Annotated in this window: 13 protein-coding genes; 2 read left to right on the forward strand and 11 right to left on the reverse strand. The window is 32.1% G+C overall.

The window, feature by feature from the left end; all coding sequences use genetic code 11:
• Positions 1 to 693: 693 nt before the first annotated feature.
• From ppnP to BUB70_RS00045, 9 genes are all read right to left on the reverse strand, one after another.
• On the reverse strand, positions 694 to 975 hold the full coding sequence (ppnP, locus tag BUB70_RS00005; protein WP_073117640.1) for a pyrimidine/purine nucleoside phosphorylase: 282 nt from the start codon (positions 973 to 975) through the stop codon (positions 694 to 696).
• A 170-nt stretch (positions 976 to 1,145) separates the two neighbouring features.
• A complete protein-coding gene (locus tag BUB70_RS00010) occupies positions 1,146 to 2,921 on the reverse strand; it encodes a cytochrome c oxidase subunit I (RefSeq protein WP_073117641.1) in 1,776 nt (591 codons plus the stop codon).
• Between the two features lie 42 nt (positions 2,922 to 2,963).
• Positions 2,964 to 4,022 (reverse strand): cytochrome c oxidase subunit II, encoded by a 1,059-nt coding sequence (locus BUB70_RS00015; protein ID WP_073117642.1) that lies wholly within the window; start codon positions 4,020 to 4,022, stop codon positions 2,964 to 2,966.
• Positions 4,023 to 4,061: 39 nt separating this feature from the next.
• The gene (locus BUB70_RS00020; RefSeq protein WP_073117643.1) at positions 4,062 to 5,462 is read right to left on the reverse strand and encodes a DUF4779 domain-containing protein; all 1,401 of its coding nucleotides are present in this window, start codon (positions 5,460 to 5,462) and stop codon (positions 4,062 to 4,064) included.
• A gap of 23 nt (positions 5,463 to 5,485) precedes the next feature.
• Entirely contained in the window at positions 5,486 to 6,037 is a 552-nt protein-coding gene (locus tag BUB70_RS00025; RefSeq protein ID WP_073117644.1) for a c-type cytochrome, read from the reverse strand.
• A 6-nt stretch (positions 6,038 to 6,043) separates the two neighbouring features.
• Positions 6,044 to 6,571, reverse strand: a complete 528-nt coding sequence (locus BUB70_RS00030; protein WP_073117645.1) for a DUF3341 domain-containing protein — start codon at positions 6,569 to 6,571, stop codon at positions 6,044 to 6,046.
• The gene (gene nrfD / locus BUB70_RS00035; RefSeq protein WP_073117646.1) at positions 6,561 to 7,961 is read right to left on the reverse strand and encodes an NrfD/PsrC family molybdoenzyme membrane anchor subunit; all 1,401 of its coding nucleotides are present in this window, start codon (positions 7,959 to 7,961) and stop codon (positions 6,561 to 6,563) included. Before nrfD ends, BUB70_RS00030 begins: the two co-directional genes overlap by 11 nt.
• A gap of 31 nt (positions 7,962 to 7,992) precedes the next feature.
• The gene (locus BUB70_RS00040) at positions 7,993 to 11,046 is read right to left on the reverse strand and encodes a TAT-variant-translocated molybdopterin oxidoreductase (protein WP_073117647.1); all 3,054 of its coding nucleotides are present in this window, start codon (positions 11,044 to 11,046) and stop codon (positions 7,993 to 7,995) included.
• Between the two features lie 61 nt (positions 11,047 to 11,107).
• Positions 11,108 to 12,313 carry a c-type cytochrome gene (locus tag BUB70_RS00045; RefSeq protein WP_073117648.1) on the reverse strand — a complete coding sequence of 402 codons (1,206 nt, stop codon included), beginning with the start codon at positions 12,311 to 12,313 and terminating at the stop codon, positions 11,108 to 11,110.
• Positions 12,314 to 12,522: 209 nt separating this feature from the next.
• Here BUB70_RS00045 and BUB70_RS00050 point away from each other — a divergent pair, with 209 nt between their 5' ends.
• Positions 12,523 to 12,870, forward strand: coding sequence for a hypothetical protein (locus tag BUB70_RS00050; RefSeq protein WP_143155204.1), 348 nt, complete (start codon positions 12,523 to 12,525; stop codon positions 12,868 to 12,870).
• 2 nt (positions 12,871 to 12,872) lie between these two features.
• Entirely contained in the window at positions 12,873 to 13,649 is a 777-nt protein-coding gene (locus tag BUB70_RS00055) for a helix-turn-helix domain-containing protein (RefSeq protein ID WP_073117650.1), read from the forward strand.
• 388 nt (positions 13,650 to 14,037) lie between these two features.
• Here the strand turns inward: BUB70_RS00055 and ettA are convergent, their stop codons facing one another.
• Together ettA and BUB70_RS00065 are read right to left on the reverse strand one after the other, a co-directional pair.
• Positions 14,038 to 15,729: an energy-dependent translational throttle protein EttA gene (ettA, locus tag BUB70_RS00060; RefSeq protein ID WP_073117651.1), complete on the reverse strand. Its 1,692-nt coding sequence runs from the start codon at positions 15,727 to 15,729 to the stop codon at positions 14,038 to 14,040.
• A gap of 208 nt (positions 15,730 to 15,937) precedes the next feature.
• A complete protein-coding gene (locus BUB70_RS00065) occupies positions 15,938 to 17,968 on the reverse strand; it encodes an esterase/lipase family protein (protein WP_073117652.1) in 2,031 nt (676 codons plus the stop codon).

Consider the following 17,968-nt stretch of genomic DNA (forward strand, 5'->3'; position numbering starts at 1 on the left):
ACTTCACGCATCGCGTGTCTTGTTTTCACTAACTCAGTTATGAGTTAACAACCTAGCTGCTTCGCTAAGCGGATGCAAATATAAGAACTTTATTTCTTCTAAAACAAATAAAATTTAAAATTTTTTTTAAATCTTTTTTTGCCTTAAATAGTAAACTTAATTACCAATAAAACCCCTAATGTATCTGAACTTTTTCGCTCCTTTAAACAGTTACCTGATCGCCGTTGCGGGTGCAAAGATACGCACCTTTTAACTTTATCTCCTAATATATCTTTAACTATTTTTTGACTTTTTTTAACCAAGCATCTTAACAACCTTATTTATCGATTATTACATCCTAAATTATTTTTATTATTAGCATCATTTTAGGAATTAAAACCCTTTAATAACTCCTATATATCATACTCAAACTTCTCTTAGTAATCCATAACCTCCTCTGAAGACATTTAATCAGTACCTAAAAACTATATCACTTACTAAATGAAAACTACCATCTTTCTTATAAAAACATCCCTAAAACAAAAAAAGAGACCTATTATAGAAGTCTCTTTTTTTGTTTTAAACCACTGCCTGGCGGATGTAGTCCTCGTATTCATACCAAAATAATTCGAACTCTGGCATCGTACCGTTGAAGAAAAAAGCTCTACTAACAAATTGCTAGCAGAGCTTTTTAAATATTTTGACTTATTTCAATTATTTATATTGACATAAATAAGAAGTTTGTCCAGATACTTTTACTTGAAACTTTTGATTAGCTTCAATTTGGTAAGCTTCACCTGCCTTGTATGTAACCCATTCAGAAGATCCTGGTAATAAAACCGTCATCTCTCCTTCTACTACATTCATTGTTTCATGTAAACTTGTTGCGAACTCATAAGTTCCAGCTTCCATTACTCCTAAGGTAGATTTACCTGTAGCTGATTCATATCCTAAAGATTTAACATTACCGTCAAAGTACTCATTTGCTGATATCATATATTATGTTTTAATTATTTGAATACAAAAATAAGAAATTGTGTAGAGCTGACCATATCAATATATAAGAGCTTTAGAAAAACTGTAAAATAACTTCATTACAGTAAATCCTGTATAAAATAAAAAAGCCTTACTAGTTCTAGTAAGGCTTTTTTATTTTATAATATATATTATGATTCTTGTTCTCCTGCTTTTAAAGGAACTGTTTGCATAATATAGTCTTCTCCAAAAATGTATTCACCATTTTCATCTACTTTACTATAGTCATATGGCCAACGATATACTTCAGGGATTTCTCCTGGCCAGTTACCATGAATGTGCTCTACTGGAGTTGTCCACTCTAGAGTGTTTGAACGCCATGGATTTTGAGATGCAACTTTTCCTTTGTAAATACTCATAAAGAAGTTTACTAAGAAAACAATTTGTGCAGCTCCACCAATTAAAGCAAAAACAGTCATTACTTGGTTTACATTTGCTAAATCATCAAATAATGGGAAGTTTGTGTTTGTATAATATCTACGTGGTAAACCTGCTAAACCGATAAAGTGCATTGGGAAGAAAACTCCGTAAGCAGCAATCGCTGTAATCCAGAAGTGAATGTAACCTAATGTTTTATTCATCATTCTTCCATACATTTTAGGGAACCAGTGATAAATACCTGCATACATACCATAGATAGCAGATACCCCCATTACTAAGTGGAAGTGAGCAACTACAAAGTAAGTATCATGTACGTTAATATCTAATGCAGAATCTCCAAGAACAATCCCTGTTAATCCTCCTGTAATAAACGTAGAAACCAATCCAATAGAGAATAACATTGCAGGGTTAAACTGTAAGTTACCTTTCCATAAAGTAGTAATGTAGTTAAATGCTTTTACAGCAGATGGAATTGCAATTAATAAAGTTGTAAATGTAAATACAGACCCTAAGAATGGATTCATTCCTGAAATGAACATGTGGTGTCCCCAAACGATTGTAGATAAAAATGCAATTGCCATAATAGATCCAATCATTGCACGGTAACCAAAGATAGGTTTACGTGAATTTGTAGAAATAATTTCAGATGTTAATCCTAATGCTGGTAATAATACAATATATACTTCAGGGTGACCCAAGAACCAGAATAAGTGTTCAAATAAAACTGGAGATCCTCCTTGATAGTTTAATACTTCTCCCCCAATAAAAATATCAGATAAGTAGAAAGAGGTACCAAAACTTCTATCAAAGATTAATAACAATGCAGCTGAAAACAATACTGGGAAAGATACAACACCAATAATAGCTGTAATAAATAAAGCCCACATAGTTAATGGCAATCTAGTCATTGTCATTCCTTTTGTTCTTAAGTTCAAAATTGTAACAATATAGTTTAACGAACCTATTAAAGATTGTGCAATAAATATAGCCATAGAAACTAGCCATAATGTCATTCCTGTTCCTGAACCTGGAATTGCTTGTGGTAATGCAGATAATGGAGGGTAAATTGTCCATCCTGCAGAAGCTGGTCCTGCTTGAACAAATAAAGAAATAACCATAATTACTGATGATATAAAAAACAACCAGTAAGAAAGACAGTTCATAAATCCTGAAGCCATATCACGAGCTCCAATTTGCAATGGAATTAATAAGTTAGAGAAAGTACCACTTAAACCTGCTGTTAATACAAAGAATACCATAATAGTACCGTGAATAGTAACCAAGGCTAAGTAAATATCTGGTTTCATAACTCCTGCTTCAGATTGAAAACGCTCTGGCAAGAAAGCCTCAATAATAGAGAAAGAATGCTCTGGCCATGCTATTTGTAATCTAAATAACAAAGACATTAATACTCCAATAACTCCCATGATCATACCAGTTACTAAAAACTGCTTTGAAATCATTTTATGATCTAAACTAAAAATATATTTAGTTACGAATGTTTCTTTATGGTGGTGTGCTGACATAATAAATTTTATCTTTTTATGATTCTAAAACGGTTTTAATAACTAAAATAATTCTTTAGCCGTCTTTTGTTGGTTTAACCAAATCAAGTAATCCTTCTCTGATTCAACAACAATTTTCATTTGCATATTATAATGAGATGGTCCACAAATTTTATTACATAATAATAAGTAATCAAATTCATAAGGTTCTTCTCCATTAGCTTCTCTTGCAGCATTTACACTTGCTACTTTTAGAATTACATCTTCTTGTTGACGCATTTCTTCAGTAGTATATTTTGGAGTAAATCCAAATTCTGTAACCATTCCTGGTACACAGTTCATTTGTGCTCTAAAGTGAGGCATATATGCTGAGTGTAATACATCTTGAGAACGGAATTTGAATACTACTTTTTTACCAACTGGTAAGTGTAATTCTCTAACAGGAATATCATCAGCTGCATGTTCATCGCTCATGTCAATTCCCATGGTATTAGCTCCACTAATGTTTCTTACGTTTCCACGTCCTAATTCATTATCTCTACCTGCATATCTTGCTTCCCAAGCAAATTGTTTTGCATATACTTCTACAACAATGGCTTCATCTCCTTCTAAATCAGTTACATCATTCCATATTGACAATCCATATAAGATTAATACAGCCAAAACAACTGTAGGAATAGTTGTCCAGATTAATTCCAATTTATGAGAATCTGCAAAGAAAGTAGCTTTTCTTCCTTTAATTCCTCTGTATTTATATGAGAAAAAGTATAATAATGCTTGAGTGATAAATTGTACGATTCCAATTAACCAAAAGGTTATAATATATAAGTTATCATAATCTTCACCTTCAATTGATGCCGCATCTGGTAGCATCAAATCATGTAAGTAAATTAAACAATATCCCATAAAAAGGTAAAAACCTACTAAGAATATTAAAAATAATTTACCTTGAATATCATTGTCTTTTTCAGTAGCGATAGGGTTATTATCGTTTTCAAAAGTAATGATCTTTTTTCCATCTTTAATTTCTTTAAAGATTACTCTGTAAGTAAGTAGTTTGTTTACTTGCCAAACTCCAATGGCAAACGCAACAGCTACGAAAAAATAAAATAATGCTAACATAATTTTGTTTTAAATTTTTTGCAAATGTAATGATATATATTAATAATGGAAATGTTCACTTTCGTGTAAGAAAGGGTTTCCTTTTGCAATTAATGGAGCTTTACTAATAGTGGTAAATACTGCATAAATAAACAATCCTAAAAAGAATAAAACACTTCCTATTTCACCCCATCCAAATCCCCATTGATCACCAACTGTTGCTGGCATAATCATTACGAAAACATCAATATAGTGACCTATTAAGATAATAGTTCCTGCTCCTAATACAATTTGAGGAATACGCTTAAAGTCACTGTTAACTAACATTAAGATTGGTAAAATAAAGTTCAAAGGAATCATTCCTAAGAATAAGAATTTATATTCATCAAAACGCTGTACAAAATATGTAGTTTCTTCTGGCATATCTGCATACCAAATTAACATAAACTGTGCGAACCATAAATAAGTCCAAAAAATAGAGAAACCAAACATAAATTTAGCTAAATCATGTAAATGGCTATTATTTACTATTTCTAAGTATCCTTTAGATTTTAAATAAACAGTTACCATTGCAATTACTGTTAAAGCAGAAACTACTCCCGTTGCAAATACATACCATCCAAATAAAGTAGAGAACCAGTGCGGATCTAATCCCATAATCCAGTCCCAAACAGACATAGATTCTGTAAAAATAAAGAATGCTAAAAAGGCAACTCCTAATTTATAGTTTTTATAGTAGTGTTTTAAATCTGATGCATTGTCTTGTAAAACAGAGTTTTTTCTATTTAAGTAAACAAAAACATTCCACCCCACTAAATAGATAATACTACAAATTAACCATCTTGGTACGTTTAACCATCCTGATTTGTTAGCGATGATTGGATCAAAGTTTGGTGATGAAGGATCTACTGTTCCTTCTGCCATCCATACAAACAAGTGATTTCCATGAAAAGCAGTTATTACGATGAATGCTAAAAATATTACAGATACATATGGTAAAAATCCTGAGATTCCTTCCATAACTCTAAACAAAACAATTGACCAACCTGCTTGAGCAACTCTTTGAATGTTTAAGAAAGCAAAAACAACAACTGTTACAAAAGTAAAGAAGAATAATGCAACATAAAATGCCGCCCATGGTCTGTTTTGTAATTGATGAAAAACATGTGCTAAATGACCACTATCATGTCCTTCTTCTGCATGATGATCTGCATGTTTTTCGTGAGTAGTGTCTACGTGATGAGCGTCTTTATCTGCATGTTCATGAGTTTCATCATGAGCAATTGTTTTTGTTGCGTGAGCTTCACCATGAGCACCGTGTGCAGCTTCTTGGTGAGCTAATATTTCAGCAGCTTCAGCCTCTGTACTTGGAGCAGATGCAAAACTGATGATAATACCTATTAAACCAATTACCATTAAGGCAATAGCTCCTATTTTTAATTTACTTGAAAATTGATACATAATTTATCTAAGTGTTTTGGTAATTATTTTAACAAGTTGTTTCTTAATTCCTGAACGTGTTTAGTAATTAACCAACGTTCTTTCTCAGTTAATTGAGAGGCATGAGAACCCATCATGTTTTTACCATACATAATTACATGGTAAATACTTCCTTCTGTAATATCTCTATCCTTGTAATTTGGAATTCCTAAAAACTTCTCTCTTTTAACTAACTCACCTTGTCCATCACCTTTTTTACCGTGACATACTGCACAATAGATATCAAATAATTGAGCTTCTTTGTTACTATCAAAGTCCTCAGCTGTTAAAGGAGATTTTAAATTCATCTTAGCCTCTTCATAACCTTCATTCGTATCAGGATATTCATAAGGAATGTGTCCTCTTGAAATTGATCCTGTTACAGGTTGTTGTGCTTCTATTCCGTTTGGAAATACATTACTCTCTTCATAAGGCTCCCCTGAAACTGACTGATACATATCTGGCATGTATTGTAAGTTACGTTTGGTTTTGTCGCATGAAGTAAAGACTAATGTTACTATTGCTATAACTGTTGTTATTTTAAATAATCTACTCATGAGTTCTTAGTGCTTTTCAATTACTTTAATCTCAACAGCATTAGTTGTATTTAACAAAGCTGTTAATTCTTCTTCATTATCTTCAACAGGAATTTCCATTAAGAAAATATCATCTGTAGTTCTTGGATCAGGATTTTCTGCTTCTTTAAAAGGCCATAATCTACTTCTCATGTAAAAAGTAATTACCATTAAGTGAGCTGCAAAAAATACTGTTAATTCAAACATAATTGGCACAAAGGCTGGCATGTTGTAAATCCAAGCAAAGTTAGGTTTACCTCCAATATCTTGTGGCCAATCTTCAATCATCATATAGTTAGTCATCCAAATTGCGAATGATAAACCACATAATCCATATATGAAAGCACAAATAGCTAAACGCGTATGTGGCAATCCTAATAATTTATCTAAACCGTGAACTGGAAACGGTGTAAAAACTTCTTCAATATGATGATTTGCTTCTTTTACTGTTTTAACGGCATCCATTAAAACATCATCATCATTATATAATGCGTGTATAACTTTATTAGTGCTCATTTTTTCCGTCTCTTAATTGTTTATAATGTTCTCCTGAAGATTTCAAAATTGTTTTTACTTCTGCCTGAGCAATTACAGGGAAAGTTCTAGCATATAACAAGAACAATACAAAGAAGAATCCTATTGTTCCAACAAATACACCAACATCAACAAACGTAGGTTCAAAACGAGTCCAAGTTGATGGTAAGTGACCTTTACTTAATACAATAGCAATAATGTCAAAACGCTCAAACCACATTCCTATGTTAATTGCAATAGAAATAATGAAAGACCAAATAAAACTTCTTCTAACTTTAGTAATCCACAATAATTGAGGTATTGCAATGTTGAACAAGATTAATGACCAGAATGCCCATCCATAAGGTCCTGTTGCAGCACCTACAGACATATAAGTATAGTTTTCGTAAGGAGAACCTGTGTACCATGCAATAAAGAATTCAGAAGCATATGCAACTGCTACAATACCTCCTGTAACAATAATTACAATGTTCATGTATTCAACATGTAAACGAGTGATGTAGTTTTCTAAATTTGATACTTTTCTCATAATTCCTAATAACGTTTGTACCATTGCAAATCCTGAGAAGATTGCCCCAGCAACGAAATAAGGGGGGAAAATTGTTGAGTGCCAACCTGGGTTAATAGAAGTAGCAAAGTCCATAGATACAATTGTGTGTACAGAAAGTACTAATGGAGTAGCCAAACCAGCTAATACTAAAGAAACTTCTTCAAAACGTTGCCAATCTTTTGCTCTACCAGACCATCCGAAAGATAACAAAGCGTATATCTTTTTTTGGAAAGGCTTTACAGCTCTATCTCTAATCATTGCAAAGTCAGGTAATAAACCAGTCCACCAGAAAACTAATGATACTGATAAATACGTTGAGATTGCAAATACATCCCATAATAAAGGTGAGTTAAAGTTTACCCATAAAGATCCAAATTGGTTTGGAATAGGTAAAACCCAGTAACCATTCCAAGGACGTCCCATGTGAATTAATGGAAACAAACCTGCTTGGAAAACAGCAAAGATTGTCATTGCTTCTGCAGAACGGTTAATCGCCATTCTCCATTTTTGACGGAATAACAATAATACTGCTGAAATTAAGGTACCAGCGTGACCAATACCTACCCACCATACAAAGTTGGTAATATCCCAAGCCCATCCAATGTTCTTGTTTAATCCCCAAACTCCAATTCCTGTTCCGATGGTATATAGAATACATCCAACTCCCCATAAAAAGGCAGTTAATGCAATTCCAAATGCGATATACCAATTTTTATTTGCCTTACCCTCTATTGGTTTTACGATATCCATTGTGATATCGTGGTAACTCTTTTCCCCTAAAACTAAAGGTTCTCTGATGGGTGCTTCGTAATGAGACGACATATAATCAATTTTAAATTTTAGTTATTCCTTTTTAAGCTTCGTTTGTGTTTCTGATTTTAGTTTGATAAACAACATTGTTATCAGTTCCAATGAACTCTAATAATCTGTATGCACGTTTATCTTTACGTAAAGCAGTTACTTCATCTTCTGGGTTATTGATATCTCCAAACTTGATAGAACCTGTAGCACAAGCACTAGAACAAGCAGTAGTGAACTCATTAACATCAACTGGTCTACCCTCTTTCTTAGCATCAAGAATAGTTTTTTGAGTCATTTGAATACACATAGAACATTTTTCCATAACTCCACGAGAACGTACTACTACATCTGGGTTTAATACCATTTTACCAAAGTCATCATTCATATGGAAATCAAACTCATCATTGCTATTGTATTTAAACCAGTTGAAACGACGAACTCTATAAGGACAGTTGTTAGCACAGTAACGAGTACCAACACATCTGTTGTAAGCCATTTGGTTTTGACCTTGACGACCATGAGAAGTTGCAGCCACAGGACAAACTGTTTCACAAGGTGCGTGATTACAGTGTTGACACATAATAGGTTGGAAAGCAACTTGTGGGTTTACTGATTCTACTGTTTCTAAAGATTCGTAGAATCCAGCATTATCATGTGTAGTTGGAGCTGTGTTAGATTTTTTAGTTTCTAAAGTAGCATCTCCTTCTGATGTATAATATCTATCAATACGCAACCAGTGCATATCTCTACCTACACGAACTTCATGTTTACCAACAACAGGAACATTGTTTTCAGAGTGACATGCAATTACACATGATCCACATCCTGTACAAGAAGTTAAATCGATAGATAAGTTAAAGTGATGTCCTATAGAACGATCTTGATCCTCCCATAAGTCAACAGTTGTAACATCAACTTCTTGGTGTTTTAATGAAACTTCTGGTCTAGCATTCCACTCTTCTACTTTACCGTGAGTATACTCATGTAAACTAGTTTCTTTTAAAATATCGTGACGACCAGCAATAGTATGTTGTAATTGTTCACAAGCAAATAAATGCTCACCTCCAGCGTTAGTTACCGAAGCAATTTGAGAACCTCCAAAAGCAACCGCATAAGCATTTACCCCTACAAGCATTTCTTTTTTCATTGCTTTGGTTTTACCATATCCGTAAGATAATGCTAAAGTACCTTGAGCTTGACCTGGTTGAATTAAAACCGGTACATTTTCAATAGTAGCTCCATTAACAGTAATAGTAGCATACTGTCCATTAATAGCTCCGTTATCTTGAACTGGGTTGGTAAATCCTAATGTATTTGCATCTGCTTGAGAGATTAACAAATAGTTATCCCAAGATGCTCTTGTTAATGGATCTGGTAACTCTTGTAACCATGGGTTATTTGCTTGTTGACCATCACCTAAAGCAACTGAAGAATATAATGTTAATTCAAACTCTCCTGTTTTTGTATTTCCTTTTAAAGCTTTTGCAGCAGCACTAACATCAATTGAGTTTCCTGTTAATGCAGATGCATTTACTAAAGCAAAACCATCATGTAAAGCTTTGTTCCAAGAACCTCCATTTAAAATTGTTGATTTAGCAAAAGAAGTTAAATAGTCATAGTAAGAAACTGAAGAACCAGTCCACGCTAACAAACAGTCTTGAAATTGCTTAGTATCAAATAAAGGTTTGATTGTTGGCTGTGTTAAACTATATTGATTTGCAGTGATTTTAACATCTCCCCAAGCTTCTAAATAACTTGGAGTTGCTAATGCATATTGCATCTCGCTTAACGTTTCATCTTCTTTAGAAGAGAATCCAACAGTTAATTTTGTTTTAGCCAATCCTGCTTTAAAATCTGCAGCATTTGCTAAAGTATAAACTGGGTTAGTGTTGTAAGTAATTAAAGCACCTACTTTACCAGCTTTTAATTCTTTAACCAATCCTGCAACCTCAGCATCATTTCCTCCACGTACATACTTTACGTTTGTAGTATCTAAAATTTCTGAGTTTAAGTAGTTGTTGATTGCTAAAGCAATTAATTGAGCATTTTTATCTTGAATTCCAGTAACGACAACCGCTTTGCTTCCAGCTTTTTTCAATTGAGCAGCAGCTTGTTTGATAGCAGCATCTCCTGGAGTTTTCTTAGAAGTTAAGTTTTGACCAGTAATAGCATTGTATAAATTGATCAAAGCAAAAGCTTGTTCAGATGGTTTTAATACCACACGCTTATCAGCATTTGCTCCTGTTAAAGAGTAATTCGCTTCAAATTGAATGTGACGAGAAAACTTTCCAGCTTTTACATCTCTACCAGCAGCATAAGCAGCTTCAAAACCACCACCTTGCCAATCACCTAAAAAGTCTGCACCAATAGATACAATTGTTTTAGCTTCAGATAAATTATAGTTAGGTAAAGCTCTTTCTCCATAAGCCTCTTCAAATGCATCTAATGCAGCAGATTCTGAAACAGCATCGTAAACTACGTGAGATACATTGTTATATTTTTTTGAGAAATCAGCAATAAGAGCATCCGTAGATGGACTTGCCATAGTTCCTGTTAAGAAAACTATTTTCTCACCAGCATTAGAAAGTTGTTCTAATTGTGCTGTAATTTTTGAATTTACATCTGACCAAGAAGCTGTATTTCCTTTTACTTTAGGACCTCTTAATCTTAAACTATCATATAAAGACAACACAGATGCGTTTACACGAGCATTTGTAGTTCCTTTAGCCTCTTTGTTTGGTAAAATAAAAACAGGACGTCCTTCTTTTGTTTTTACCAATACGTTTGCAAAGTCAAATCCATCTGCAATTGTAGATGCATAATAATTTGCAATACCTGGAGTTACCTCCTCTGGTTTTACAACGTAAGGAATCGATTTGATTACCGGACCTTCACATGCCGCTAAAGATGCAGCTGCTGTTGTAAACCCAACATATTTTAAGAAATCACGTCTTGTTGTACTAGACGCTTCTAAAGTTTCTTTATCACCTAAAAACGATTCAGGAGATTGTCCTTCATTGAATTCGTTTTGTTCAAGCGAAGCAACAATAGAACTATTTTCATTTAGTTCCTCAACACTTTTCCAGTATTTTTTGTTTGATGCCATGGTTAATTTTGTTTTATCTATAATTGATGCTAACTATAACTTAGCTTAAAATCCTTTACTCTTAGTAGTGACACTTACCACACTCTTTACCTCCTAATTGAGCGATGGTAACTTTATCCACCCCGTATTTTTGAGATAATTGTTCGTGTATTTTTTTGTAGTATCCATTACCTGCAATGTTCACTTCAGTTTCTTTGTGACATTCAATACACCAACCCATTGTTAATGGAGCATATTGATATAACTCATCCATCTCTTCAACTGGACCATGACATTTTTGACACTTTACTCCTGCAACTGTTACGTGTTGTGAATGATTGAAATAAGCAAAGTCTGGTAAATTATGAATACGAACCCATTTTACTGGTTTTGTTTCACCTGTATACTTTAAGTTTTCTGAATCCCATCCAGCAGCCTCGTATACTTTTTGAATTTCTTTATCTAAATATGCTTTTCCTTTAGTATCTATTTTAGTATCATCAGCAACTTCAGAAATATTTTTATGACAGTTCATACAAACATTTACAGAAGGAATTCCTGATGTTTTAGAATGTTTAGCTGACGAGTGACAGTATTGACAATCTATCTTATTATCTCCTGCATGTATTTTATGAGAAAAAGCAATAGGCTGTACTGGCTGATAACCTTCATCAACCCCCACAGACATTAAAGCTGTAAATCCAAAATAAACACCTAAGAAAACTAAAACAATCGTAGATACTATCTTTAAGAAACCATTGTTACTTTTTAAGAAAACCCACCCTATTAAGGCTAATAAAACCAACGTTACCACTACTGTAGCAATCATAGGTAATACTTGACTTGGAGTTGATTCTGCCTCTACCGCTTGAACTGCCGTAGCTGCTCCTGCTTTTTTAACGTCACCAACAGTTGTATAAGCAATAATATCTTCTATCTGCTCATCAGATAAAAACTCAAAAACACTCATCGCAACACCACCATATTCTTCATAAATTGCTTTTGCATCAGCATCTCCAGAAGCTCTTAATTTGTTGTTGTTTTTGATCCATGCTTTAAGCCAATCCATATCTCGGCGTTCTGCTACACCTGACAATGCAGGACCTGTTGATTTTTTGTCTAACTTGTGACAAGAGGCACAATGCATGTTAAACAATGCTTTTCCTGCTTTTACCTGCTCATCTGACGGCTTATCTTGTGCAGATAAACTTAAAGAAAAAGAGAAGAAAAGCGCTAGACTTAACTTTAAAACACTAGATAATTTTCTGTGTAATTTCACAATTTTCATACAGTTGTATAATAAGTTTTAAATATATTCTAAACGTGAATTTATAAGACATGATAAAAATCACTTAAATTTCACGTTAGGCAAAAGTAATATTATGCATTCAATTGGAGAACAGATATAGCGTCTAAAAGTTAATTTATAGATATTCTAAATAAGGTTTTTTTAGGATTACTTTTATTATATTTGTATCTATTTTAAACAAGTTATTCATGCATAATAAAATATTTTTTATTTTTACCTTAACAATAAGCATGTGCTTTACAAAGTTGATGTATTCACAAGAAAACAAAACTTCTTTGGAACATTTTATAGAAAAAAAACGTAACTATAACAAAACCAGTAAAAAAGGTTATAGTGTTTTACTTTACAACGGTAACGAAGAGCAAGCTTTAAGCATTTATAGTTCATTTGAAGAAGATTATAAAGACATAAAAATTAAGCTAACCTATGTGAGTCCTGACTGGAAAGTGATTACAAAAGCATATGGTACAAAAATTGAGGCTGAACGTATATATTTAATTCTTAAAGAGAAGCACCCAAACGCAAAAATTTTATAAAATTGAATGATCAACAAAACATAGACATTTATCAAGAAGTATTTAATACGATTAAAGACTACAATAAAGGAATTGTAGATACTCATATCAAAAAACTTAAAGATTTAGATGCTTTTTTGTTACCTACACAGTCATTTTTTATACTAACAAACACCATTAACAACACTTACGAATTCATTAGTAAAAACTTTGAACAAACACTAGGTCTTAGTATTGATAAAATGATGAGTGAAGGAGTTCCTTATTGGTTTGATCATCACCATCCTAAAGATTTAGAAATTTGGTTAAATATTTTAAACGAATTGATGTCTTTTACCATGGCTGAAATACCAGTTGAAGATAGAAAAAAACTATCATACACCTGGAACCTAAGAATTAAAAACGCTAAAGGAGTTTATGTTAACTTACACAAACATCAAACCCCAATTGCATTTGATGAAAGTGGAAAACCTATTGTAGGAATTAGTCACAATACTATCACTTCAGAAAATGTTGAACTTCCAATTATTGCCTCAATAAAAATGTTGAATGACAATGATGAATACGAAACATTGTTTTACAAAAACTACAGTCAAAGCTTACTTACAGATGGTTTATCTAATAGAGAAAAAGACGTTCTTCGATTGTTAGCCTTAAATCATACTAGTAAAGAAATAGGTGAGAAACTTTTTATTAGTCCGCATACTGTTGATGGACACAGAAGAAAAATCATAAAAAAAACTGGCTTAAATTCTACTGGAGAAATTATTCAATATTGTAAATCACAACAATTGTTTTAAACATTTTAAAAAAGCATATTACACAAAGTTGTAATATGCTTTTTTGCTTTATTACAAATCCCATAAACACTCAGATTGAGTGTTTCATAAAACACAGAAGTAACCTATTTTTGCACTACATTAAAAACTTCTTCATGTTTTTTTCATGAAAAAGAAAGTTTCTATTTAATGATAACTAAAAAAAGTAACTGAGTGTATTTCAAAACACTCAATTTGAGTGTTTTGAAATACACTCATGTTTACTAAATTTATGATGCTAAAAATATAAGAATATTAAAAACTTAATATATACAAGAGAGTTTAATCGTTGAAAAGGAAATAGTTGTTAAAAAAAAGACGTTACTTGCTATGGTAACGTCTTTTTATTTTTATTTATAAAATCAATTATTTATCTAATTAACTTTTTATACTTAATTCTCTTAGGCATATTATCTCCTCCAAGTCTTTTAATTTTATTTTCTTCATATTCAGAAAAAGATCCCTCAAAGAAATATACTTGACTATCTCCTTCAAATGCTAAGATATGAGTACAAACCCTATCTAAAAACCATCTATCGTGAGAAATTACTACTGCACATCCTGCAAAATTATCAAGCCCTTCTTCTAAAGCTCTTAATGTATTTACATCTAAATCGTTAGTAGGTTCATCTAATAACAACACGTTTCCTTCTTCACGCAAAGTCATTGCTAAATGTAAACGGTTACGTTCACCACCTGATAAAGTAGATACTTTTTTATTTTGCTCTGATCCAGAAAAATTAAAACGAGATAAATAAGCTCTTGAATTTACCATTCTCCCTCCCATCATAATCAACTCTTGACCTTCAGAAAAATTTTCCCATATAGATTTATCAGCATCAATATTAGAGTGTGTTTGATCTACATATGCAATTTTAGCAGTGTCTCCAACCACAAACTCTCCTCCGTCAGGAGTTTGTTCTCCCATGATCATTCTAAAAATAGTTGATTTACCAGCTCCGTTAGGCCCAATAATTCCAACAATTCCATTTTGAGGTAAATTAAATTCTAAATTATCATATAATAATTTATCTCCAAAAGCTTTTGAAACTCCTTTAGCTTCAATTACATTAGTTCCCAAACGAGGTCCATTAGGAATGTAAATCTCTAATTTTTCTTCAACTTGTTTTTGGTCTTGGTTCATCAACTTGTCATAGTTCTTTAAACGAGCTTTTGATTTTGCTTGACGACCTTTAGCTCCTTGACGAACCCATTCTAATTCTCTCTCTAACGTTTTTTGACGTTTAGAAGCGGTCTTTTCTTCTTTTGCCAAACGTTGCCCTTTTTGATCTAACCAAGAAGAATAGTTTCCTTTCCAAGGAATCCCTTCTCCTCTATCTAACTCTAAAATCCAACCTGCAACATTGTCTAAGAAATACCTATCGTGCGTAATAGCAATTACTGTTCCTTTGTATTGTGCCAAGTGATGTTCTAACCAATGTACAGATTCAGCATCTAAGTGGTTCGTAGGTTCATCTAATAATAATACATCTGGTTCTTGTAACAACAATCTACACAATGCTACTCTTCTTCTTTCCCCTCCTGATAAGTTCTTTATTGGCGTATCTCCTTCTGGAGTACGTAAAGCATCCATGGCAATTTCTAACTTGGTATCTAATTCCCATGCATTAGATGCATCTATTTGATCTTGTAATTCAGCTTGACGAGCCATTAACTGATCCATTTTATCTGCATCAGAATACACCTCTTCTAAACCAAACATATCGTTAATTTTGTTGTACTCTTCTAAAATAGCAACTGTTTCTGCAGCACCTTCTTTTACAACATCCATTACCGTTTTATCATCATCTAATTGAGGTTCTTGCTCTAAATAACCTACTGAATATCCTGGCAAAAAAGTTATATCCCCTTGATAGTTTTTTTCTACTCCAGCTATAATCTTCATTAAAGTAGATTTACCTGAACCATTTAAACCTAAAATTCCAATTTTAGCTCCGTAAAAAAAACTTAAATGAATATTTTTTAATACTTGTTTTCCTGTTGATTGGTAAGTTTTACTCAATCCAGACATGGAAAAAATTACTTTCTTATCGTCTGACATATTTTTTTTAATTTTTTGATGATTACAAAAATACTTCTTTTTTAACAAAGCATTACATAAAAAAGCCAGTTGAAATTTCAACTGGCTTTAAACTAACTAAACTTAATATACTAAATTTCAAACTTGTTGAAAAAAGATTCTTAATTTCTAATTATATCTAAAAAATACTCCTTATATTTTATTTAAAACACCAACTAATATTCTAAAATTAATTAATAATTAGTATTGCAAAACTGCAACTATAAACCCCATTAATATCAAAAGACATATAAACAGGCTGTGAATAATTTAAACTTCCTTTGTTAATTATTAACGATTCATTATTTGTATAAGTCTTTGAAATAGTATTATTATTAATATCTACAACAGACAGATTTAAGTTTTCATACTCAATATCAACATTAAAATTAATATGTAAGTCACCACCTATAATATCCACATATAAACTATTCTTAAACGCTTCGTCTACATCAATTTCTAATACAACTTCTTCATCTTCATCGAAAGTTTTATAACTAACAGATGAGTTTTCTAATTCAGTAACATTATCAGCTATGACATGTGGATTATATTCTGATTTTTGTTTAATAAACCCTGTTGATTTTATTTTTGCTGAAAATTCTCCACCTTGAGCTACACTAAATCCGTTTTTAAGAGTAATACTATTACCAGATGTTACTCTTTTTGCTCCATTTATAATTACATCGCCAATTATTGTGACATTCTCTTTGGCTACAAAAACACTACTGTTTTCAAAATCAATATTACTAAGTATCAAATTATCATTTACATACCTATCTACAATTACATTATTGTTATTAATATTACTCATTATAAAATCAACTTGTGAATTATAAATATTATTATGCTCTCCATTAAATTCATTTAATATAAAATCATCAAAAGATGATCTTTCGTGAAATAATTCTCTGGAAACCCCTGTATAAAACTCTGAAGGATCAATTGTATAATCTAATGAACTAATTGTTGGAATAAAACAAAAATCTTCACCTATTGTATACTCAAAATCATCTAGTACATTTAATTTGGTTTCTAAATTACTTAAGAGAAAACTTGTAGACCCTGCAACATTATCATAACTTAAATTTTCATCCGAGAAGAAAACATCCTCACCTCCTTTAATAATACCTTTATACATATTAATACTATACGATGATAAAAATTCATCTGAAACAAAGCCCTTATTAACACTCCCTAAAACGGTATCATCAACCCAATAAAACGTCTTGGTGCAGCCTTTAAATTTATACCACGCTGGACATCCTGACCATCCCTTACTTACTACCCAAGGAAACCTCTCAGTCGTCGGAGTATTTTCTTTTCTATACTCTATACTAAATACCTCTTCTCCTTCGCTTCCAACTTTAAGTTGACTAGAACCATTCGATAACGCAATTTTATAAGGTATAGATGGAAAACCATTATTATTTGGGTTTAAATTATACATTTCTTCAAAAAAATCATGTTTTAATAGTGAAGGCATAGCAACTCCATTAAGAGATGCTTTTTCTGAATAAACAAGCAATTGTTCAAAAGCAGGAAAGGATTTATAAACACTTAACAAAGCTAATGACAAAGGAAAACTTGCTAAACCTGATTTTGTACTAACTGAACGAATAAGATGTTGAATTCCTAAAGGAACATTGGCTCCTTTGTGAGGAGCATCATGAGAAACATATAACCTTGTATGGTGATTTATGTTATTTTTTTCCATCCAAGTCAATCCATATCTAGTAACAAGTCCTCCCATACTGTACCCCATGACTACGGTATTGTTTTCATTAGGATTTTCTTTTAAGTTATTAACTGTAGTTAAAAGTTCTGTAAAAAGTCTTGCATTTTTTTGAATTTCTATAGTACTTTTATCATAATCTAATATTATGATATCATATCCTAAACTCAATAGTTGATCTATTAAACTATTTTCTTCCCTATCTATACTATTGTTATTGTTATATAATCCAATATGAGTTGGAAACTCTTGATCCTCTTCAAAGTCTATTCCTTCAGCAATTATAAATGGCTTTGTTAACTTAGTATTATTGTCTCCTAAAATCACTAGAAATTCACCTGTTATTAATTCATTTTCATAATTTACTGAAACGGAAAAAACATCACAGGGAGAGCCATTAAAATTAATAGTTCTAATTGAGTTTTGTGCATTAATATTTTGTGAAATAGTCAAGAAAAAAGCCAATAATATTATTAATTTTCTCAT

The sequence above is a fragment of the Wenyingzhuangia marina genome, from assembly GCF_900130035.1.
In the GTDB taxonomy this organism is placed as follows: Bacteria; Bacteroidota; Bacteroidia; order Flavobacteriales; family Flavobacteriaceae; genus Wenyingzhuangia; species Wenyingzhuangia marina.